The following is a 20,463-nucleotide window of genomic DNA, read 5'->3' on the forward strand; positions in this document are numbered from 1 at the left end:
CACTATAGGTGGTGGGTCAGCCACGGGGGCACCCCAAGAAATAGTATCAGGCCGAAAGTGGCGGATTTCCGTCGCCCATCACGCATGGGCCCGGGAAAACCCTCTTTGCGCCGAAAATAAGTGCCCCGGGGACGCGTTTAGATGCTAGGATCGGGGCTTCGCCCTGAGTCGAACAAGACAGGAACATATGCGCCGCGGCGCATCGGCAGAACGGGGACGAGTTAGATGGATTTTCGCGAGACGGAACGGGTGGAGACGAGCGACGTGGCGACGGTGGAACTGGCAAAGAATGACGCTCCGGCAGCCTCCGAAGCGAAGGGCGAATCGGGGGGCGAATCGGCTCCCGAGACCGCCAAGCTGAACGACAGCGGCGAGCCCAAGGTCCACGCCCGCCGATTCGCCATCGCGACCGACGCCGGCCGCGATTCGCTGCTCACCGATTTCGGCAAGGAAACGCTGCGCGACCGCTATCTCCTCCCCGGCGAATCCTATCAGGATCTCTTCGCGCGCGTCGCCTCGGCCTATGCCGACGACGCCGACCACGCCCAGCGCCTCTACGACTATATCTCGAAGCTGTGGTTCATGCCCGCGACCCCGGTGCTTTCGAACGGCGGCACCGGCCGCGGCCTGCCCATCTCCTGCTACCTCAACAGCGTCGACGACAGCCTCGAGGGGATCGTCGGCACCTGGAACGAGAATGTCTGGCTCGCCAGCCGCGGCGGCGGCATCGGCACCTATTGGGGCGCGGTGCGCGGCATCGGCGAACCCGTCGGCCTCAACGGCAAGACCAGCGGCATCATCCCCTTCGTCCGCGTGATGGACTCGCTCACTCTCGCGATCTCGCAAGGGTCGCTCCGCCGCGGCTCGGCTGCCTGCTACCTCGACATCTCGCACCCCGAAATCGAGGAGTTCCTCGAGGTCCGCAAGCCGTCGGGCGATTTCAACCGCAAGGCGCTCAACCTCCACCACGGCGTCCTCATCACCGACGAGTTCATGGAGGCCGTCCGCGACGGCGCCGAATTCAATCTGCGCAGCCCCAAGGACCAGAGCGTCCGCGGCACCGTCGACGCGCGCAGCCTGTTCCAGAAGCTCGTCGAGACGCGCCTCGCGACCGGCGAGCCCTACATCATCTTCATCGATCAGGTGAACCGCATGATGCCCAAGCATCATCGCGACCTCGGGCTCAAGGTCTCGACCTCGAACCTCTGCTCGGAAATCACCCTGCCGACCGGCCGCGACCATCTCGGCAACGATCGCACCGCGGTCTGCTGCCTCTCGTCGCTCAATCTCGAAACCTGGGACGAGTGGAACGGCGACAAGCAGTTCATCGAGGATGTCATGCGCATGCTCGACAACGTGCTTCAGGACTATATCGACCGCGCCCCGCCCGAAATGGCGCGCGCCAAATATAGCGCGAGCCGCGAGCGCTCGGTCGGCCTCGGCGTGATGGGTTTCCACAGCTTCCTGCAGGCGCGCGGCCTGCCGTTCGAGGGGGCGATGGCGAAATCGTCGAACCTGCGCGTCTTCAAGCATATCCGCGCGCAGGTCGATCAGGCCTCGATGCTGCTCGCCAAGGAACGCGGCCCCTGCCCCGACGCCGCCGATCAGGGCGTGATGGAGCGCTTTTCGTGCAAGATGGCGATCGCGCCGACCGCGTCGATCAGCATCATCTGCGGCGGCACCAGCGCGTGCATCGAGCCGATCCCCGCGAACATCTACACCCACAAGACGCTGTCGGGCAGCTTCTCGATCCGCAACCCGCACCTCGAGGCTTTGCTCGTCGACAAGGCGAAGAACAGCGACGCGGTGTGGAACTCGATCCTCGAACGCGGCGGCAGCGTCCAGCACCTCGACTTCCTGACCCAGGACGAGAAGGACTGCTACAAGACCAGCTTCGAGATCGACCAGCGCTGGCTGCTCGAACTCGCCGCCGACCGCACCCCCTATATCGACCAGGCCGCGTCGCTGAACCTGTTCATCCCCGCCGACGTCGAGAAATGGGACCTACTCATGCTCCACTACCGCGCGTGGGAGCTCGGCATCAAATCGCTCTATTATCTCCGCTCGAAATCGGTGCAGCGCGCCGGCTTCGCGGGCGGGGTCGAGGCCGACAACACCGCCGAGGCGCCGAAGTTCGAACTCAGCGCCGAAAGCACCGACTACGACGAGTGCCTGGCCTGCCAGTGAACCTTCGCCCCTCCCTCGTCACCCCGGACTTGATCCGGGGTCCACGCGGGGAGAGCGCAACCCATCGATGGATTCCGGCTTTCGCCGGAATGACGAACAAGATCTGATCCAAGGATAAACCGCATGTCCCTTCTCGAAGCCCGCAAGACCTACAAGCCCTTCGAATATCCCTGGGCGTTCGAGTTCTGGAAGCGCCAGCAGCAGATTCACTGGGTGCCCGAGGAAGTGCCGCTGGGCGAGGATTGCCGCGACTGGGCGCAGAAGATCAGCGACCACGAACGCAATTTGCTGACGCAAATCTTCCGCTTCTTCACCCAGGCCGATATCGAGGTGCAGGACTGCTACCACGACAAATATGGCCGCGTGTTCAAGCCGACCGAGATCAAGATGATGCTGACCGCGTTCAGCAACATGGAAACGGTCCACATCGCGGCCTATTCGCACCTGCTCGACACGATCGGCATGCCCGAGAGCGAGTACGGCATGTTCCTCGAATATGACGAGATGCGCGCCAAGCACGACTATATGGGCACCTTCGGCGTCGACAATGACGAGGATATCGCGCGCACCCTCGCGATGTTCGGCGGCTTCACCGAAGGCTTGCAGCTCTTCGCTAGCTTCGCGATGCTGATGAACTTCCCGCGCTTCAACAAGATGAAGGGCATGGGCCAGATCATCAGCTGGTCGATCCGCGACGAGAGCCTGCACTGCGAGGGCATCACCCGCCTGTTCCACGCCTTCGTCAAGGAACGCGACTGCCTGACCAAGGCGGTGAAGGAAGACATCATCGACTGCTGCCAGAAGACGGTGCGGCTCGAGGATGCGTTCATCGACCTCGCCTTCGAGCAAGGCCCGGTCCCCGGCATGACGCCGAAGGAGATCAAGCGCTACATCCGCTACATCGCCGACTGGCGCCTGGGGCAGCTCGGCTTCCAGCCGATCTACATGATCGACGAACACCCCCTCCCCTGGCTCGCCCCGCTGCTGAACGGCGTCGAGCACGCCAACTTCTTCGAAACCCGCGCCACCGAATACAGCAAGGCCGCGACCCGCGGCGACTGGAACACCGTCTGGTCAAGCTTCGACAGCCGCAAGAAGGCCAAGAGCAACGACGACGCCGCGCCGGTCAACGACGCCGAAAGCGACGGCGAGGACATGTTCAAGGCTGCCGGCATCGCCGCGGAATAAACGCGCACTCAACCCCCTCCCGCAAGCGGGAGGGGCAGCGAGACTTGCGAACTTGTTCGCTAGTCGCAGCGGGGAGGGCAGGACCGCTTACACACCCGCGCAGGAATAGAGTCAAAAGGCCACCCGAATGACCGACAAGAAAAAACAGAAACTGCTGATCCTCAGCCAACCCCAGCGCGCCACCCTCGAAGGCCTCTCGAACCGCCGCCCTCAACTCCCCACCGACCCCATCCGCGACGAACTCGTCACGCTGGGTCTGGTGGTGCAGCAGGGCGCAAAGTGGGCGCTGACCCCGACGGGCAAGAAGGTGCTGGCGGCGGGATCGAACCGGCGGAACGCGGGCGGGTTTTCGGTTTGAGGAATCGCTTTCCCACAAGAACTCAATGCAATCAAAATATTATCATAGCTGCCATGGGCTGTAACTGCCTACGCGAGAAGGCTCAGGCCTGACTTCTAGCCCTACCGTCATCAGAAGGTATAATGGGCGTACTGCGAAAGCTCAGCGCCAATGACCATCGAATGGCTTCTTCAAGAGCCGGATCAAACGACACCTCGTCATTATGCGCACAGCTAGCCAAGAATGCCTTAGCCCGTTCATGCACATAAAGGTGGGAGCGGATAAGCTGCATTCCGGCTACGCCTCTCGCCTCTTGCGGAGATAGCCCATCAGTTGGAGCAAATGGTTCTCCGAAAAATTTCCCACCAACTCTCGGTGGGGCGGTCGCGAAGTGCATTAGCCATCCTTCAACGAGCGAAGGCATATACGTAAAGGTCGTAACAATAATAACAGAAACATTAGAAAAATTTATAATATATCTATTATAGTTTTTATCCTCATCAATAAAATTTATTGTTGAATCGGATGAAGAAATGAATACTAACATATGAAGAACTGATTTTTTTGGATAGAATTTTGCTATTTTATAAACTCTATCATTTTTACGTATAAGTGATGAAGGATTACTTAGTGTCAAATCCCCGAATGTGTGCGCATAAATTAAGCACAATCCTCCATTCTTTACAGCAGAAGTTACCTGATATGTCTCAATATCTGATGAACCATTAGTTCGTATAGTATGGTGTATTGTGTTGTTTCCAGAATCACTGGGTGGATGAACGGTGATCTTTTGCTCAATCGTCTCGCGCCATATTCCATCCTGGATATTAAACTTTGATTTCTTGGGCTTCAAAATAAGACGCCCATTTGAATTTTCTCCAATAGAAAGAAGAGGATATAGCGCTCCATCGATCTCAGCCACCACACGAGTCAATGATTTTTTTGACATATCTTGTGCCAACCTTAAATGCGTAAGCGCTATAATATATAGTAATTACGGTGAAAGATGCAATAATCTCTGATTTATAATTTCGGAGAATTTCGGAGAATTTCGGGAATTACGGAATTACAGTGACAGTTTACTAAATCCCCACTTGCCTCATGCCGCATCATCATGCCGGATCGAGTCCGGCATGTCGATTTGAAGAGAAGCCTCCATTCCAACCCAATCTCGTCACCCCGGACTTGATCCGGGGTCCATCCTACGGCCGTCGTATGGCCCCGGATCAAGCCCGGAACGACAACCGGGCAGTCGGAACAGCGCCACGGATTCAAAGCAAAGCCAGTCGCGCTTGACACCGCTTCATACGCCTTGCACTCCTTGCATCGGGGAATGAGGGAACGAAATCCATGAAATATGGTCTGATTATCGCTGCGGCCGCCGGGGCGCTGCTGCCTTCAAGTGCCACAGCGCAATATAACGCCGGTTTCATGGCCGACGTGATCGGCCAAGCGGTGGCCCGATCTAATCGAGGCATTCCCGAAAATTGCCTGAACCTCACATGGGTACCGAACGACAAGCAGACCGCACGCTTCAATGCCGAAGCAGAGCCGGCGCTCCGTGCCTATCTTGCGCTCGCGGCGGTCAATGCCGATCTGAAACCCGTCTATACCAGTCGCAAGCAAGACCGTAGCTGGTCAATCGACGGTGCCAAAATAACCGAATTGATGGACATTCGCGATCCATGGGCTGCGCGCGTCGATCGCATCGAACTCATCGGCCTACGCCTCGGCGGATATGAAGTGCGGGGACGCGGCCAGTGGCGCGCTTATGCCGCTGACGGCAGTCTGCTCGGTATCTATGACGGGCTGTTTCGTCGCAAGTCCAAGGGTTTCGAAATCTCTTCGCTCGACCTCTGGACGCCGGGCGAAGAGAGCAAAGCCAAACCATTATCCGGATTTTGCTACACGCCAGGCGATCATGAGGAATGGGTCGAGGCCACAGCGAAAGCCAAAGCAGCAAAAGCCGAGCGTCAGGCCGCAAAAGCGGCTGCGCGCGCCGCGAAAGCAAAATAGCTGGGACCAAGTTTGGGGTGACGAAATAGGGTGAGGGCCAATTTCTTTTGGCGCCTTCGCGTGAAACCCCATCTCCTCGCCGCCCAATCCTATTTCGCACACCCCACCCCAAAAACCGCTGTCCTACATTCTCCCGCCATGCTCCAAGCTGGCGGATGAGCCACATCGCCCCCATCGCCTCGCCCGACTCCACCGCCACCCCCGCGTTCGACGCGCACGGCCACGACCCCGCCGCCTACGACTGGGTGCCGGTGCTGAAAAAGCGCCGCAAGGACGGCTGGTCGCCCGACAAGCAGCGCGCCTTCATCGAGGCGCTGGCCGATACCGGCTCGGTCGCCACCGCGGCGCAGCGCGTCGGCATGTCCGAATCCTCCGCCTATCGCCTGCGCCGCGCACCGGGGGCCGAAGCGTTCGACCGCGCCTGGTCGGCGGCGATCGATGCGGCGTCGAAGAAATTGCTCGACGCCGCCTTCGAACGCGCGCTGGTCGGCACCGACGAGCCGGTGTTCGACCGCGACGGCAACCGCGTCGGCCGCCGCCTGCGCCAGAGCGACCGGTTGCTGATGTTCCTGCTGCGCGCCTATGGCCCCGACCGGTTTCGCGAGGCCGGACCCGACCGCATCGCCGCCCCCGCAGCCACCGGGGTGGCCGAGGCGCTGGTCCATCTGCACCCCGAACCGCCCGCCGCGCCTGCGGCGCTCATGTCGCCCGACCACCTCGCGGCGGCGCTGGAGATCGCCGATTTGTGCGACGGCGCTCTCCCGCCCTGGTATCGCGACCACGCGGACGACGCCGCAGGCGCGGCCAGTGCGGCCAGTGCGGCCGATACGGCCAACACGGAACGCCCGTTGGGCTGAACTTTACTGAACTTTGGGACGGCCAGAGCAGCCCCGGCCCCTTCAATTCACCGTCACCCCGCTCGGCACCCCGCGCATTCCCGCCGCCGCGAACAGCACGCCGCCACGCACCGCCTCGGCCGAGCCGTCGAGCAGAGGCAGCAGCACCAGCGGCCGCGTGACTTCGCTGTCGTCATCGACGACCAGCCGCAGCGTTGGGAGACCCAAGCGGTCGCGCTCGCTCACCACGTCGCGGATCGACTCCAGCGGCCACGACAGGTCGCCGCCGCGATAGAGGCGCGCGCCGTCGTGGAAGATATAGCGCGCGCGCTGGCGCCACAGCCGCCGGCAGGTCCAGAGGCCGAACGCGGCGGCCAGCATCGCCGCCGTCGCCACCGCGTCGCCGAACAGCAGCGACCGCAGCATCGCCCCCATGCCGTCGGCGCGCACCGGCCACGCCTGCCCGAGCACCAGCCCGGCGAGCAGCAACGCCGCGACCAGCTGCCCGGCCAGCAGCGGCTTCGCCTTCAGCCGCGCGATCACGATAACTTGTCTCTTGCTAATGGTCCGGTCCCCATGCTGCATCGCGCGATAGATAGGCACGGCAGCGGCGCGGCGCCACCCGCGATGCGATCAGGAAGGGCGGACGAAATAGGGTCGCGGAGGGCTTTCCTACATTGCAGCATCATGCTGAAACGGGGCTATGCCGATCCGCCCTGCCCCTTTTGTCCGCTCCTGCCGCCGCCACCGGCCCCCGGCGCTTTCTGTCACGGGTATTATTTTACCGGAAGGGATCGTGAACTTTGACAACTTTGGAATAAAATTACGCGGCGGGCGGCCGCTTCGCCACGGCGGCGCGACTCGCTTCGCGCCGCATCCCTGCTATGCTTGGCGACGAAGGAGAAAGACCATGCAGGCCGTGACCGAAGGCGATCGCCGCAAGGAACTCGATGTCCTCCTGGGCCAGATCCAGGCGCATCCCGAACGCGACTGGAGCGCCGCGCGCCGCCGCATCGCGACGCTGACCAAGCTGATCGCCGCGAGGCCCGCGCCCGCAAAGGCGCATTGACGGGCGCGCGCTCAGCCGCTCGTCGTGCGGCAGCCGCGACTCGCCGCCGCTTTTGCAACATCTCCGCCGCCCGCCGGTTTTTCGGTGCGGAGGGCGCCGCTGGCGGCTGCCCGCAATCAAGGAGATATTCGATGCGCAAGCCTCTCACCCTCATCGCCGCGGGCGCCGCGGCGCTTGCCGCCCCCGCGATCGCGCAGGTCGGCGTCGGCGGCACCGTCGATGCAACCCTCGGCACCGGCCCGGTCGCCGGGACCGTGGGCAACGTCACCGATCAGGTCGGCGATACCGTCGGCCGCGTCGACGATACGGTGAACGGCACGATCGACGAGACGAAGCTGGTCGTCGCGGCGCGCGAACAGGTGCGCGCGGGCGCGCAGGTGACCGACACCGCGGGCAACGACATCGGCACGGTGCAGAGCATCGACGGCGACAATGCGGTGATCGTCGACGGCGGCAAGCTCTACAACATCCCGCTCGCCGCGCTCTACAGCAAGGCCGACAGCGTCACCGGCCCGCTGGTGACCAAGCTGTCCAAGGCCGAAATCCGCGCCAACGCCCACGGCAGCGCGGCCGCCCGGACGCGCTGAGCCTCGGCGCGGCGCGATCACCCGGGCAGGGCGAAACGAAAACGGCCCGCCCCGCTGTGGTGGGACGGGCCAGTTTCGAGTGCCGGGGCGCCGGATTGCGGCCCCGGCCATCTGTATCCGGCTATTCGGCTTCCTCGAACAGGTCGACCGCATTGGCGGCGTTCGCCGACAGGCGCACCGTGTCGCCCTCGACCGCCGCGACGAGGCCGGCGGGCAGATAATGATGCTTGCCGTCGCCGCTGTCGGCCTTGGTCAGCTTGATCCGCTCGCCGTCGATATGATCGACGGTGCCGATGTGGACGCCGTCGGCGCCGACGACAGTCATATTTTCCTTGATCGCGCTGTGATCATGCTCGGCCATGACAAATCTCCTTGCCGCTCCCGAAAGCGGGAGTCCTGGCGATCATACGCATGGAAAGCGAGTCGGCTCCAGCACCTCCGACGAGCCGCCCGAAAGCCGCGCCCGCCTTCGACGGGCCATCAGCACCAGGGGCGTCGACGGCCCTCCCAGCGCCGCGCGAGTCCTTCGCCGACCAGCGCATCGCCGACGCTCGCGCCGCCGCGCGTCACGATACGCAGCTTGCGGCCATAGCGGTCGGTATCGCGATCGCTGCTCTCCAGGCTGAACGCGCCTTCGTTCAGCCAGCGCCGCAGCCGTTCGGTCGCCGCCTTGCCCAGCGCCGCCTCCTCGGCGCAGCGCGGTGGGTGGGTTTCGGGGGTATCGATGTCGGCGATGCGGTATTTCTCGCCCGCGAACCAGAAAGTATCGCCATCGACGACGCAATTCCGCCCGCCGCCGATGTGGCAAAAGCCGAAGCGCACTGACAGGCCGTCAGCGGGGACCGCGGGAGCGGCATGAACAGCCATTTCGGCCGCCGCCCGCGGAACGGAGCCGGTCTGCAAGGCCGCAAGCGTCCCGGCGAACCCGCCGCAGACGACGAGCGTCAGCCACAGCGCGAAGCGATCGCGGCGATTCCGGCGTCGGGATCGGGGCCTGCGCGCATGGCGTGGGGGAGGCGAACGGTAAGGACGGGCCATGCCCGCCTTCTGCCATTGAAGGCTGAAGGAAATGCCAAGGAAGCACCTCCGCGTTGGCGGAGATCGGGAGTCATCGCACCCGCTCGGGCGCCATTATCGATCAATCGCGGCGCACCGGCCGCGCCGCTCACGGCGCGCCGCGCGGTTCGTCGTCGTCGATCCCGCCGGGACCCAGTTCGTCTTCTTCATCGTCGTCGCTGCGTTCGCCGCGATAGGCGCCCATATCGATCCGGCCCGACCGCTCCATCTGGCGCATATGGTCGACCAGGTCCTCGACATCGTCGGTTTCGTCGCGCGCCTTGGCCTTATGGCTGTCCTCCAGCGAGCGGGCGTGGCGCGCCGCTTCGGCGACCGTCTGCGCCTGCGCTTCCTCGTCATCCTGTTCGCGGTTCCGCGTCTCGGGGGCTTCGCTGCTGCTGCGGGGATCGTCGATCATGGCCGGCTCCTTTCGAGGGACGACCGGAAAACGCGCGGAACCGGACGGCCGTTCCTTCAGGCGGCGGCTGCCAGCACCTTCGTTTCGATCACGCGAATGAAAACCTCGGGGTCCTGCGCGCCGGGGACGAGCATCCGCCCGCCCAGAATGAAGGCGGGAACCCCCGTCACATTGCGGTCGGCCCAATAGGCCTCTTCCGTGCGCACCATCTCGCCATAATCGTCGTCGCCGAGGATGGCCGCCGCGCGGGCGCGGTCGAGCCCCACCGATGCCGCGATATCGGCCAGCACCGCGTGATCGCTCACATCGCGATTGTCGGTAAAATGGGCGCGGAACAGCGCCAGCTTGAGCGCGGTCTGCACGCCCGTCGCCGCGACCTGCCTGGGCTCCTCGAGCGCCCCCGCCCAGCTCAGCAGGCGGTGCGCGTCGAAACTGTTGCGCATCCGGAAATCGGGTCCGCGATTGAAAGTGAAGCCCAGGTCGGCCGCGATCGCAGCCATCCTGCCGCTGTTCGCGCGGCTCTGTTCGGCGCTGACGCCATATTTGCGCATGACATGGCTTGCGGCATCTTCGCCCTCGGGCGGCATGGCGGGATTGAGTTCGAAGGGATGCCATTGGACGCGGAAGTCCAGCCGTCCCGCGAAATGCGCCATCACCTTCTCGAACTTCAGCCAGCCGACGATGCACCACGGGCACATCACATCGGAGACGATGTCGATCGAAAGGCGCGGCAGATCGGTCACGGTCATCGTCTCCAGCCAGGGGTTGGCCGCCGCGCTATGACCTGTCGGATTCGCGGCGCTCCTTGCCCGAACGCCGGTCGCCCTTGCGGCGTTCCGGCCCTTTGTAATCGAGGTCGTCGGCGACCCGCCGGTCCTCCCCGCGTCTGTCGCCGCCGCGCTTGTCCTCGGCTGCCATACGCTCCCCTCCCACCCAAAGGAAACAGAAGCGACCCGGCGCCAGTAACTCACATAATGGTTAAAAAGACAAGGCAAGGCGCCTTGGGAGCCTGGCCGCCGTCAATGCACGGTATCGACCGGCGCCTCGCTCACCGCCGGAACCCGCCGCGACAGCATCCACCAGCTTGCGACCATCAGCCCGGTCGACAGCGCCTCGATGATCATCGCCTGGATGATGCCGGCGTTGACGAGATCGCCGCTGCCGACGCCGATCAGCCGACCGACGAGCGCGGTGCCGTACAGCGCCGCCGGCACCAGCAGCGCGCGCGACCAGCCGGGCACCAGCGCGCCCACCGCCGCGCCCCCGGCCGCGACGAGGAAGAAGGCCGACAGGTCGGCGCGCACCGTATTGGCGGCCGCGCCTTCGACGACGATGCCGAACAATTCGGTGAAGCTTGCCGGATCGAATATCCCGCGGAGCCCGACGATCGCAAAGAACAGCGCCCACAGCAGGACGGCGCCGCGCAAGACCCAGTTGATCATGACTTGTCTCCCCTTTTGCGCGCAGGCTGCGGCATCGGGAGGGAAAGTGCAATCTATTCCGCCGGGAAGCTTTCCTCGATCCAGCCGCCGCCGAGCACGCGGCTTTCATCGGCCGCGTCATAGAGCACCGCCGCCTGCCCCGGCGCGACGCCATATTCGGGGGAGGCGAAGACCAGCCGGTCGCCCTCCATGCGCGCGGGCACCGGCTTTGCCATGCTGCGCACCTTGGCGAGCACCGGCCGTCCGTCGACCGCGCCCAACCAGTTCGCTTCGCCGAGCCGCGCGCCCGACACCGCGAGCGCGCGGCGCGGCCCGACGACGACCTGCTTCGCCGCGGCATCGAGACGGACGACATAAAGCGGTTCCGCCTGTCCGCCGATCTCGATCCCGCGCCGCTGGCCAACCGTATAGTGGATAAGGCCGCGATGCGCGCCGAGGATGCGGCCGTCGACATGGACGATCTCGCCCCGGTCGTCGGCCTCGGGACGCAGTTTCTTCACCAGCGTCGCATAATCGCCGTCGGGAACGAAGCAGATGTCCTGGCTGTCGGGCTTGCCCGCGACGCCAAGGCCGAGGTTGCGCGCAATCTCGCGCACCGCGCTCTTTTCAAGCCCGCCGAGAGGAAAGCGCAGAAAGTCGAGCTGTTCCTGCGTCGTCGCGAACAGGAAATAGCTCTGGTCGCGCGCCGGATCGACCGCGCGGTGGAGTTCGGCGCCTGCGGGGCCCATCACGCGGCGAACATAATGGCCGGTCGCAAGGCAGTCGGCGCCCAGGTCCCTGGCAAGCTGGAACAGATCGGTGAACTTCACCCCCATGTTGCAGCGCACGCAGGGGATCGGCGTCCGGCCCGCCAGATATTCGTCGGCGAACTGATCGATCACCGTGTCGCGGAAGCGGCTTTCATGGTCGTGGACATGGTGCGCGAAGCCCAGCCGGTCGGCGACCGCGCGCGCGTCGCGGATGTCCTGCCCGGCGCAGCAGGCACCGACGCGCTTCGCCTTGGCGCCATGGTCGTAAAGCTGGAGCGTCACGCCGATCACCTCGGCACCCGACCGCGCGGCGAGCGCAGCGACCACGCTCGAATCGACGCCGCCCGACATCGCGACGACGACTCGCCGGTCCTTCAGCGGCTCGGCAAGCTGAAAGTCGGCGCGGACAGCGCCGGCGGGGGGAGAAATCGTCTCGATCATCGCTCGCGCCATCTAGGGATGGATCGCCCGAAACGCCAGCTTTTCCGCCGCACGCGTCAAGATATTGACGGGGGTTAAGCTTCGCTAACAAGCTATGAAATGGGCATTTACTGGACCTTAGCCCCTCCCCGCTAGACGGATGGCATGAACGTCGACCCGTCAGATTTTCCACAGCTTGCCGGCGTGTCCCGCCTGTCGGAGCCGGGATTCGACATCCTGCTCGCGGTTTCCGAAGCACGCCAGGCGGCATCGCCGACGGTTCGCCTGCTCCGCGCGCGGGCGAATCGGGAACGCCACGCGGCACGCGTTAACGCTCTTAGTCATTTTCTGGCCGCCGCGCCCGTCGCGACGGAACAAATGGCGGCACGGCCCGTTCGTTTCCTCGATCTGTCCGATGGAGCGAACGCCCTGACCGAAACTGTGAACAGCCCGTTTACCAGAGGGTTTCAGTCGATGTTGAACCCCTTGCATGTAGCACCCTGGTTGTCGGCCTCGCCGATCCCCCACGACGAAGACAATATGGAATGAACATGATCGAGAATCAGAAAATCCGGCCCGCTCAGGTCATCGGTCCGCTCGGCGAACCGCTGACACTCGACACGCTGCCGCCGGCGAACACCACCCGCTGGGTCGTTCGCCGCAAGGCAGAAGTCGTGGCTGCGGTCAACGGCGGCCTGCTGACCGTCGACGAAGTGTGCGAACGCTATGGCCTGACGCTCGAAGAGTTTGCCGGTTGGCAGCGGTCGATCGACCGCAGCGGTATGCCGGGCCTCCGCGTCACCCGCATCCAGCACTATCGCGATCTCTACGAGCGCCAGCAGCGCTTCTGACCGCGATCCCGTGCGACATGGTAGGAAGAGGGCGCTTCCGGCGCCCTCTTTTTTTTGGGCTGGCGGGAGCCAGACCGCTACGGCGACGAGCGAAATTTAGAGCGGAACAAACAAAAAGGTGCCCTATTTCAGTGACTTGAAAATTTTCGTGCAACTCTGGCGTTCACCCGGCGTTAAGCCTCGGAGTCAACCTTGGAGAATATTCGATATGCGCAAGACGATCATTGCCCTCACCGCCGCTTCGGCGCTCGCGCTCGGCGCCTGCCAGAGCAAGCAGGCCGATCAGGTCGAGGACCAGGCCGAAGTTCAGTCGGACGCTATCGACGCGCAGGCCGATGCCATGCCCGAAGGCCCGGCCAAGGAAGCGACCGAAGCGAAGGCCGACGCGGTCGAGGATGCCGGCGAAGCCAAGGCCGATGCGATCGACAAGGGCGTCACCCCGCCGCCCGCCGACACCACGACCCCGGCGCCCGAGCCGAAAACCAAATAAACGCGTCCCGAACGGACGATAAGGCGAGAGGCGCCGGAGCGAAACTCCGGCGCCTTTTTCTTTTCCCATCCGCCGGGGCCTTCCTGGTCACAATCGCGTCAGCGCATGGAACACGTCCTCGACCCCCGGCGCGTCGGGGTCGGCGCGCAGCGACGCGATCCCGTCGGCGACGCCCAGCGCATATTCGGCGACCCCCGCGCTTTCGGACGTCCACACCGCGCCGAGCGATTTCACCAGCCGGCGCGCCGCCGCATTCTCCGACAGCATATGGACCTCGAGCGTCAGCAGATCCTCGGCGAGGCACTGGATCAGCAGCGCCGCGGTCATCATCCGCGCGAGTCCCTTGCCCTGGAAAGCATCGAGCACCGCGATCGAAAATTCGCCCGCGGGTCCGTCGGCATAGCGCACCGCGTGCACCGCGCCGATCGCCGGCCAATCGTCGCAATCGGTGCAGATCGCGCCCCAGCCGATATGATCGTGCCCGTCGACATCGACGAGCCGCTTGATCACCGCATCGGGGAGCGTCGGGGCGGGCGAGAAGAATCGCAGGTAGCGCGATTCGGCGGACAGCGTGGCAATCCCCGTGCGCAGCCGCTCCTCGTCGGCGGGGGTGATGCAGCGCAGCGAGACGCGGGTGCCGTCGTTGAGCCTGCTGTCCACGACGATGTGGTCGATCGGTCGCGCCGGTGCCTCGATCATCGCGCTCGCCTCCTCCGATTCCCAAAGGCTAGTGGCCCGGCGCGCCGCTGGCAATCGCAACGCGGCCGATGATGGGAAAAGTTGAAAGAGCAAGGGAACTTAAGGCGTTAAATGGCGTTGGATGAAAAAATTAATCCAGGTTAATGAAGGTAACGGGTCGTGCGCAATTTCTCTCTTTCTTCTTCGACGCCGGGTATCACGCCAGTCGGCGCGGTGCCCGCGGGCGAATCGGGATTCGCGCCCGTCGCCGGCAATGACGACGGCTCGGCTTTCGAGACGTTCGGCGAAAAGCTCTCGCGGCTTCGCAAGGCGCGGTGCTGGACCCAGTCCGATCTCGCACGACAACTCGGCGTGAGCGAGGCTTCGGTCTGCTATTGGGAACAGAATCGTTCGCGGCCGAAGCCGGCGCGACTGGAATCGCTGGGCGCCCTGCTCGGCGCACCGATCGCGGAGCTTCTGGGTCACGCATCGCCCAGCCGCGTAAGCGACCTCGGCGCAATGGTGGCACGGATGCGCTCCGAAATCGCCCAAGCCGCGGGCACCAGCCCAGCGAAGGTGAAGATCGTCATCGAGATGTAGGCGCGGGCGCGAAAGCCCCCGCCCCGATCAGGCGTCGTCGCCCATCCTGAGCGCGGCGATGAACGCCTCCTGCGGGATGTTGACGTTGCCATATTCGCGCATCCGCTTCTTGCCCTCTTTCTGCTTTTCCAGCAGCTTCTTCTTGCGGGTCGCGTCGCCGCCATAGCATTTGGCGGTCACGTCCTTGCGCAGCGCGGCGATCGTCTCGCGGGCGATCACCTTGCCGCCGATCGCCGCCTGGATCGGAATCTTGAACATGTGGCGCGGGATCAGATCCTTGAGCCGCTCGCACATGCCGCGGCCGCGGGCTTCGGCGCTGCCGCGATGGACGATCATGCTGAGCGCATCGACCGGCTCGTTGTTGACGAGGATGCTCATCTTGACGAGGTCGCCGGGGCGATGGCCGATCTGGTGATAGTCGAACGAGGCATAGCCGCGGCTGATGCTCTTCAGCCGGTCGTAGAAGTCGAACACCACTTCGTTGAGCGGCAGCTCGTATGTGATCTGCGCGCGGCCGCCGACATAGGTCAGATTCTTCTGCACCCCGCGGCGGTCCTGGCAGAGCTTGAGGATCGCGCCGAGATATTCGTCGGGGACATAGATCACCGCCTCGATCCAAGGCTCCTCGATCTCCTCGATCCGGTTCGGGTCGGGCATGTCGGCGGGGTTGTGCAGTTCCATCTCGGTCGGACCGCCGTCCTTCGAGCGGGTGAGCTTCAATTTATAGACCACCGACGGCGCGGTGGTGATCAGGTCGAGGTCATATTCGCGGGTAAGCCGTTCCTGGATGATCTCCAGATGGAGGAGGCCGAGGAACCCGCAGCGGAAGCCGAAGCCGAGCGCGGCGCTCGTCTCCATCTCGAAACTGAACGACGCGTCGTTGAGGCGGAGCTTCTGGATGCTCTCGCGCAATTTCTCGAAGTCGTTGGCGTCGGTCGGGAACAGGCCGCAGAAGACGACCGGCTGGACCTCCTTGAACCCCGCCAGCGGCGCCGCTGCGGGCTTCTTGGCATCGGTCACCGTGTCGCCGACGCGCGCCTGCGCGACGTCCTTGATCTGTGCGGTGATGAAGCCGATCTCGCCGGGGCCGATCTCGGTCAGTTCCTCGCGCTTCGGCGTGAAGCAGCCGACGCGGTCGATCAGATGGGTGGTTCCCGCCTGCATGAACTTGATCTGCTGGCCTTTCTTCAGCACCCCGTCGACGACGCGGACCAGGATCACGACGCCCAGATAGGGGTCGTACCAGCTGTCGACGAGCATCGCGACGAGCGGCGCCGACGCATCGCCCTTCGGCGGCGGAATCTTGGCGACGATCGCCTCGAGCGCTTCCTCGATGCCGATGCCCGACTTTGCCGACGCGAGTACCGCGTCGTCGGCGGGCAGGCCGATGATGTCCTCGATCTCGGCCTTCACCTTGTCGACGTCGGCGGCGGGGAGGTCGATCTTGTTGATCACCGGCACGATCTCATGGTCATGCTCGATCGACTGATAGACGTTGGCGAGCGTCTGCGCCTCGACCCCCTGCGCGGCGTCGACGACGAGCAGCGCGCCCTCGCACGCCGCGAGCGAGCGCGAGACTTCATAGGCGAAGTCGACGTGGCCGGGCGTGTCCATCAGGTTGAGTTCGTAGGTCTCGCCATCCTTCGCGGTATATTTCAGGCGCACCGTCTGCGCCTTGATGGTGATTCCGCGCTCCTTCTCGATATCCATATTATCGAGGACCTGCGCGGACATTTCGCGCGCGGTCAGCCCCCCGGTGAACTGGATCAGCCGGTCGGCGAGCGTCGACTTGCCATGATCGATGTGGGCAATGATCGAGAAGTTGCGGATATGGGAGAGAGGCGTGGTCATGCGCGGCGCGTTAGCAGGGGAAATGCGCGCTGTCAGCAGGCGAGTCGGCCGCATGCCGCTGCCCCGTCGGCAACGACCGCGTCCGCGCAATTTTATTCCGAAGTTGTCAAACTTGTCTCTCCCCTTCGGTATAATGATACCCGCGGCGAATTTCGCGGTGTCGCAGCGGCCAGCAAAGCATCCACGATGTCAAAGAGCGAGCGGCGGGAAGCTGGCACGACGGGATAATGTAGGAAAGACCCTTTGTCGTGGCGTTCGGCATTTGCATATCCTTGGGTGGAGGCGGCGGATCGCCGTTAGCGACCCAAACCGCCAGAGCAGCCAGAGCTGCCACGCCGACCCCGAATTTTCTTATTCGCTTGAAAGGGGTTCGATGAAGACCAAAAACGAGGTTCGGCATCTCCTCCCTTCGTCATTCCCGGGAAAGCAGGAATGACGAACGGAGCAACGTCCGCTCCCCCCAATCCCCCATTCACCGCCGACGACCCGAGCCATCGTTCGCAATCGTCGCGCACCCGTGCATCCGCATCGCCCAATCCCCGCTCCAGCACCGCCGCCCTTCCCGCCCCTTCCTCGACCGCCGCCAGCGCCGCGATCGCGTTGGCGCGGACGCGCGGGACCGGGTGCATTCTGGCGAATTGCTCGGCGACATCCTTGCCGTTATCGGTCAGATGGACCGCGCAGCGGAGCAGCATTTCACCGCTCGACAGCGTCGGGCGCCTGGCGATCGTGCGCTGTTCCAGATCGACGATATATTGATCGCGCCACGGGACATGCTCGCCCTCGTCCATGATGTTGAGGCTGATCGACAGACGCTCGGGCGGGAACTGGCTGTGGATGTCGCGATGCGCGCGATAGAGCATCATCCGGCCTTCGTTCAGGACGCTGCGCTCGACGAACCGGAGGGGCAATAGCTCGCCGAGGCGGCCGTCGACCTGTTCGGCATCATAATCATAATAATCGCTGACATAGCCGGGGCCCCAATAGCCGGTGGTCAGAAACGAGAAATTATGGTCGTGCGGCACACCATAGGCGAAGGCGGCGCCGCCGCTCGCCGCATAAACGGCATCGGTCGCGGCGGGCCACAGGTTGGCGCGCAGGAAGAAGCCGCGCGGGCTGCGGTGGAGAAGGAAAACCTGCGCCGAATAGCGGTTCGCCGCCAGCTGATCGGCGTAGCTGGCCTTGAGCTCGGCGATGATGCGGCCGGCGAGAAAGTCGCGATTGCGCGCCAGGCCGGCGAGGAGGCCGGTGCAGCGCGCGAGGCTGGCTTCGTCCGACAGGTCGACGCCGCTTTCGTCGAGCCGCGCGGCGACTTCGGCGAGGTCATATTCGGGCGCGGCGGGCGGATCGATCGAGCGCGGCATGGGCCTCTCCTGCTCCCCTCCCGCAAGCGGGAGCGGGGGAATAGAGCGCCAGCGTCGCGGTCGCGGCGCGGCGGATTTCGGGATGGGGATCCGCCGCCGCCATGCGGGCGAGATGCGGCATCGCGGCGGCGGGGTCGAGCGCGACCAATTCGCGCATCGCCGCCCATCGCGCGGCGAAATCGCCGCTTTCGATCTCGGCGGCGAACAGCGGTGCGGCATCGCGGCGGCCGAAGGCGCGCAGCACCGCGAGCCCCATCTGCCGGAAGCTGGCGTCGCGGCGCGCCGACGCGAGGTGGACGAGCCGGCCGCTCGCCACGTCATAGGCGCGCACCGGCAGCGGCGACGGCGGCTGCACCGCGAGTTCGAGGAACAGGATGTCGCCGCTCGCATCGGCAAGCGTGAAGCTTTCGCGCGCGGTGTCGAGAAACAGGCTTTCGCCATCGACGAGCGGCCGCGCTGCCTCGCTTTGGCAAGCCGCAGCGGCCGCGGCGGTGAAGGCGCCCGCCTCCTCGGCGGCGCTGACCGCGACATGATGGCGGCGGATCGACGCGCCGCCGGTCGCCAGAAAACGGATCGCGGCGGCGCCCGGCACGAAGCGGGCCGTCGCCGAGGGGCGCTCGTGCCGCTCGAACCCCTGAATGCGAAGCGTCAGGCGGACGGCGGCCTGCTCGGCGAGGAGCAGGCCGCCCGCCCCCTCCCCGCCCCCGACCGGACGCAGCGGCGGCGACGCGAAGGGCTCGGCGGCAAGCTGCGCCACGGCTTCGCCCAGCCGGCGAGAGAGCCAGCCGGTGTCGGCGAGCCACGGCGCGAGCGCGGCGAGTGCAGCGGCGGGCGGTTCGTCCGCAACCGCCGCCATCGCCACGCGCAGGCCGCCGGGCAGCCCGTCCGCTGTCCGCCAGCGCGCGTCGAGGCACGATGCGGCGCGGCGGATGCAATCGCGGCGCCGTTCGTCGCGGCGCGGAAAATGGTCGTGGCGCGAGACTGTGGTCACGAGGGAGGGCCGCCGGTCGCCGGGCGGGCGCGGCTCTAGGCCGCATCCGCCCGGGACATTCAGTCGTAGATGATCGTGGCGACGGTGACAGCAATCTCGAAGATCGAGGGTCCCGTGCTGGCGCTTTCACCGGCGAAGGCGCCGAACAATCCGACCGCGGTATCGAGAAGCGGCACGGTGTCGATATCGATGGCAGGCAATGGCATTCATCCCTCCTGTATGGGCGGCAGAGGCGCCGCCGACACGAGAGCTATGGGTCGCGCGGCGACGCGCCCAGTTAACTTATCGTAATCGGGCCGCGATGGAGGGGCACGCAGGGGATTGCCTTTCGCGAGGATAACTACGGGCGCGACGGGTCGCTCGAGAGATTCGCGCAGAGGCCGCAGAGAAGAAAAAGATTCACGCGGAGACGCGGAGGCGCGGAGAAGAAGGGTCGGACCGGCAGACCCTTTATCCTATTGGCGTTGCGCCATGGCGCGGCGATGATGGAGAAAACCGCTTCGCGGTGAACACCACTTCTCCGCGCCTCCGCGTGAATCTTTTCAGAACGACAGCCAGAGCGACAGGCCCGGCGGCGACGCATTCGGCGGCGCATCGGCGAGATGGCGCACCGCGTCGGCGCGGGCACGGTTCAGGATCGCGGCGGGGGTGCCGGCGGGATGGAAGATATGGTCGGCCTCTCCCAACAGACGCGCGGCGCGCAGCGTGAGCTCGTCGGGGTCGGCGCTGGTCAGGACGATCGTTTCGAGGCGCGACGGCTGAATGGCGGCGTCGCCTGCGAGCCAGTCGTTCACTTTGTCCGCTGCATCACCATCGAGCGGATCGAGCGCGCCGCCCGCCGCGAGCGCGGCGTCGATCGCGCGGCGGCGGTCGGCGGCGGCGGGCCAGCGCGCCTTCATCGCCCCGCGCGCGGCGTGGAGCGCCGCCGCGAGCGCGCCGAGGCGCGCGGGCAGCAGCGCCTCGATGCGCTGGCGGATCGCCTTGGCGAGCCCCGCCGATGCGCCGCCGGTGCCGATCGCGATGGTCACCGGGGCACGATCGACGATCGCGGGGGTGGTGAAGTCGCAAAGGTCGGGGCGGTCAACGACATTGACCAGCAGGCCGCGCGCGCGGAGATCGGCGACGACCGCTTCGGCGCCCTTATCGAGCGCGACGAAGGCGAGGCTCGCGCCCTCCTCCCACGCCGGGACGATGCGCCCGCCGGCGCGCACGATCAGCCGCGCCTTGGCGTCAGCGGCTTCCCCCTCCCCGACCAGCACGACCGTGCGGCCGGTGAGGTTCAGGAAGATGGGGAGTTGGTGCATGGAATACGCCTAAGCGAAAACCATCGTCA

The 20,463-nt window shown here is 65.0% G+C and carries 26 protein-coding genes; 11 read left to right on the top strand and 15 right to left on the bottom strand.

Annotation, left to right across the window (positions count from 1 at the left end; all coding sequences use genetic code 11):
- The first annotated feature begins 225 nt into the window (after positions 1-225).
- The 3 genes from OJI97_RS10450 (at position 226) to OJI97_RS10460 (ending at position 3,733) form a co-directional block, all read left to right on the top strand.
- Entirely contained in the window at positions 226-2,187 is a 1,962-nt protein-coding gene (locus tag OJI97_RS10450; RefSeq protein ID WP_297663253.1) for a ribonucleoside-diphosphate reductase subunit alpha, read from the top strand.
- 123 nt (positions 2,188-2,310) lie between these two features.
- Entirely contained in the window at positions 2,311-3,375 is a 1,065-nt protein-coding gene (locus OJI97_RS10455; RefSeq protein WP_297663255.1) for a ribonucleotide-diphosphate reductase subunit beta, read from the top strand.
- A 127-nt stretch (positions 3,376-3,502) separates the two neighbouring features.
- Complete coding sequence (locus OJI97_RS10460) at positions 3,503-3,733, top strand: hypothetical protein (RefSeq protein ID WP_297663256.1); 231 nt, start codon at positions 3,503-3,505, stop codon at positions 3,731-3,733.
- Between the two features lie 82 nt (positions 3,734-3,815).
- On the opposite strand, the gene OJI97_RS10465 is transcribed toward OJI97_RS10460, so the two are convergent.
- Positions 3,816-4,634 carry a hypothetical protein gene (locus OJI97_RS10465; protein WP_297663258.1) on the bottom strand — a complete coding sequence of 273 codons (819 nt, stop codon included), beginning with the start codon at positions 4,632-4,634 and terminating at the stop codon, positions 3,816-3,818.
- Between the two features lie 428 nt (positions 4,635-5,062).
- Here OJI97_RS10465 and OJI97_RS10470 point away from each other — a divergent pair, with 428 nt between their 5' ends.
- Positions 5,063-5,728: a hypothetical protein gene (locus OJI97_RS10470; RefSeq protein ID WP_297663259.1), complete on the top strand. Its 666-nt coding sequence runs from the start codon at positions 5,063-5,065 to the stop codon at positions 5,726-5,728.
- A 155-nt stretch (positions 5,729-5,883) separates the two neighbouring features.
- A complete protein-coding gene (locus tag OJI97_RS10475; protein ID WP_297663260.1) occupies positions 5,884-6,585 on the top strand; it encodes a hypothetical protein in 702 nt (233 codons plus the stop codon).
- A 42-nt stretch (positions 6,586-6,627) separates the two neighbouring features.
- Here OJI97_RS10475 and OJI97_RS10480 read toward each other — a convergent pair whose 3' ends face one another.
- Positions 6,628-7,107, bottom strand: coding sequence for a hypothetical protein (locus OJI97_RS10480; RefSeq protein ID WP_297663261.1), 480 nt, complete (start codon positions 7,105-7,107; stop codon positions 6,628-6,630).
- A gap of 367 nt (positions 7,108-7,474) precedes the next feature.
- Between OJI97_RS10480 and OJI97_RS10485 the strand changes: the two genes are divergently transcribed.
- Positions 7,475-7,633, top strand: a complete 159-nt coding sequence (locus OJI97_RS10485) for a hypothetical protein (protein ID WP_297663263.1) — start codon at positions 7,475-7,477, stop codon at positions 7,631-7,633.
- Between the two features lie 131 nt (positions 7,634-7,764).
- Complete coding sequence (locus tag OJI97_RS10490; RefSeq protein ID WP_297663265.1) at positions 7,765-8,220, top strand: hypothetical protein; 456 nt, start codon at positions 7,765-7,767, stop codon at positions 8,218-8,220.
- Positions 8,221-8,341: 121 nt separating this feature from the next.
- Here the strand turns inward: OJI97_RS10490 and OJI97_RS10495 are convergent, their stop codons facing one another.
- From OJI97_RS10495 to mnmA, 7 genes are all read right to left on the bottom strand, one after another.
- On the bottom strand, positions 8,342-8,581 hold the full coding sequence (locus OJI97_RS10495; protein WP_297663267.1) for a DUF2171 domain-containing protein: 240 nt from the start codon (positions 8,579-8,581) through the stop codon (positions 8,342-8,344).
- A 119-nt stretch (positions 8,582-8,700) separates the two neighbouring features.
- Positions 8,701-9,123: a thermonuclease family protein gene (locus OJI97_RS10500; protein ID WP_297663304.1), complete on the bottom strand. Its 423-nt coding sequence runs from the start codon at positions 9,121-9,123 to the stop codon at positions 8,701-8,703.
- A 262-nt stretch (positions 9,124-9,385) separates the two neighbouring features.
- Entirely contained in the window at positions 9,386-9,694 is a 309-nt protein-coding gene (locus OJI97_RS10505) for a hypothetical protein (protein ID WP_297663269.1), read from the bottom strand.
- 56 nt (positions 9,695-9,750) lie between these two features.
- Positions 9,751-10,443, bottom strand: coding sequence for a DsbA family oxidoreductase (locus OJI97_RS10510; protein WP_297663271.1), 693 nt, complete (start codon positions 10,441-10,443; stop codon positions 9,751-9,753).
- Positions 10,444-10,471: 28 nt separating this feature from the next.
- Positions 10,472-10,612 carry a hypothetical protein gene (locus OJI97_RS10515; protein ID WP_297663273.1) on the bottom strand — a complete coding sequence of 47 codons (141 nt, stop codon included), beginning with the start codon at positions 10,610-10,612 and terminating at the stop codon, positions 10,472-10,474.
- A gap of 101 nt (positions 10,613-10,713) precedes the next feature.
- Positions 10,714-11,136, bottom strand: coding sequence for a hypothetical protein (locus OJI97_RS10520; RefSeq protein ID WP_297663275.1), 423 nt, complete (start codon positions 11,134-11,136; stop codon positions 10,714-10,716).
- Positions 11,137-11,189: 53 nt separating this feature from the next.
- On the bottom strand, positions 11,190-12,326 hold the full coding sequence (gene mnmA / locus OJI97_RS10525; RefSeq protein WP_297663276.1) for a tRNA 2-thiouridine(34) synthase MnmA: 1,137 nt from the start codon (positions 12,324-12,326) through the stop codon (positions 11,190-11,192).
- Between the two features lie 144 nt (positions 12,327-12,470).
- Here mnmA and OJI97_RS10530 point away from each other — a divergent pair, with 144 nt between their 5' ends.
- The 3 genes from OJI97_RS10530 (at position 12,471) to OJI97_RS10540 (ending at position 13,646) form a co-directional block, all read left to right on the top strand.
- Positions 12,471-12,854, top strand: coding sequence for a hypothetical protein (locus OJI97_RS10530; RefSeq protein ID WP_297663277.1), 384 nt, complete (start codon positions 12,471-12,473; stop codon positions 12,852-12,854).
- Positions 12,855-12,856: 2 nt separating this feature from the next.
- Positions 12,857-13,156 carry a DUF1153 domain-containing protein gene (locus tag OJI97_RS10535; protein WP_242770829.1) on the top strand — a complete coding sequence of 100 codons (300 nt, stop codon included), beginning with the start codon at positions 12,857-12,859 and terminating at the stop codon, positions 13,154-13,156.
- 208 nt (positions 13,157-13,364) lie between these two features.
- Positions 13,365-13,646: a hypothetical protein gene (locus OJI97_RS10540; protein WP_297663281.1), complete on the top strand. Its 282-nt coding sequence runs from the start codon at positions 13,365-13,367 to the stop codon at positions 13,644-13,646.
- 87 nt (positions 13,647-13,733) lie between these two features.
- Here OJI97_RS10540 and OJI97_RS10545 read toward each other — a convergent pair whose 3' ends face one another.
- Complete coding sequence (locus OJI97_RS10545) at positions 13,734-14,345, bottom strand: GNAT family N-acetyltransferase (RefSeq protein ID WP_297663283.1); 612 nt, start codon at positions 14,343-14,345, stop codon at positions 13,734-13,736.
- Between the two features lie 159 nt (positions 14,346-14,504).
- On the opposite strand from OJI97_RS10545, the gene OJI97_RS10550 reads away from it, so the two are divergent.
- Entirely contained in the window at positions 14,505-14,924 is a 420-nt protein-coding gene (locus OJI97_RS10550) for a helix-turn-helix transcriptional regulator (RefSeq protein WP_297663285.1), read from the top strand.
- Between the two features lie 27 nt (positions 14,925-14,951).
- On the opposite strand, the gene lepA is transcribed toward OJI97_RS10550, so the two are convergent.
- The 5 genes from lepA to OJI97_RS10575 all read right to left on the bottom strand — a co-directional run bounded on the left by lepA (position 14,952) and on the right by OJI97_RS10575 (position 20,434).
- Complete coding sequence (lepA, locus tag OJI97_RS10555; protein WP_297663286.1) at positions 14,952-16,775, bottom strand: translation elongation factor 4; 1,824 nt, start codon at positions 16,773-16,775, stop codon at positions 14,952-14,954.
- A gap of 296 nt (positions 16,776-17,071) precedes the next feature.
- Positions 17,072-18,139: a transposase gene (locus OJI97_RS10560; protein WP_297663287.1), complete on the bottom strand. Its 1,068-nt coding sequence runs from the start codon at positions 18,137-18,139 to the stop codon at positions 17,072-17,074.
- The gene (locus OJI97_RS10565; RefSeq protein WP_297663289.1) at positions 18,099-19,130 is read right to left on the bottom strand and encodes a HEAT repeat domain-containing protein; all 1,032 of its coding nucleotides are present in this window, start codon (positions 19,128-19,130) and stop codon (positions 18,099-18,101) included. Before OJI97_RS10565 ends, OJI97_RS10560 begins: the two co-directional genes overlap by 41 nt.
- 59 nt (positions 19,131-19,189) lie before the next feature.
- Positions 19,190-19,336 carry a hypothetical protein gene (locus tag OJI97_RS10570; RefSeq protein ID WP_297663290.1) on the bottom strand — a complete coding sequence of 49 codons (147 nt, stop codon included), beginning with the start codon at positions 19,334-19,336 and terminating at the stop codon, positions 19,190-19,192.
- 336 nt (positions 19,337-19,672) lie between these two features.
- Positions 19,673-20,434: a siroheme synthase gene (locus tag OJI97_RS10575; RefSeq protein WP_297663291.1), complete on the bottom strand. Its 762-nt coding sequence runs from the start codon at positions 20,432-20,434 to the stop codon at positions 19,673-19,675.
- Positions 20,435-20,463: the final 29 nt, after the last annotated feature.

Source organism: Sphingopyxis sp. (assembly GCF_025869345.1).
Taxonomy (GTDB): Bacteria; Pseudomonadota; Alphaproteobacteria; order Sphingomonadales; family Sphingomonadaceae; genus Sphingopyxis.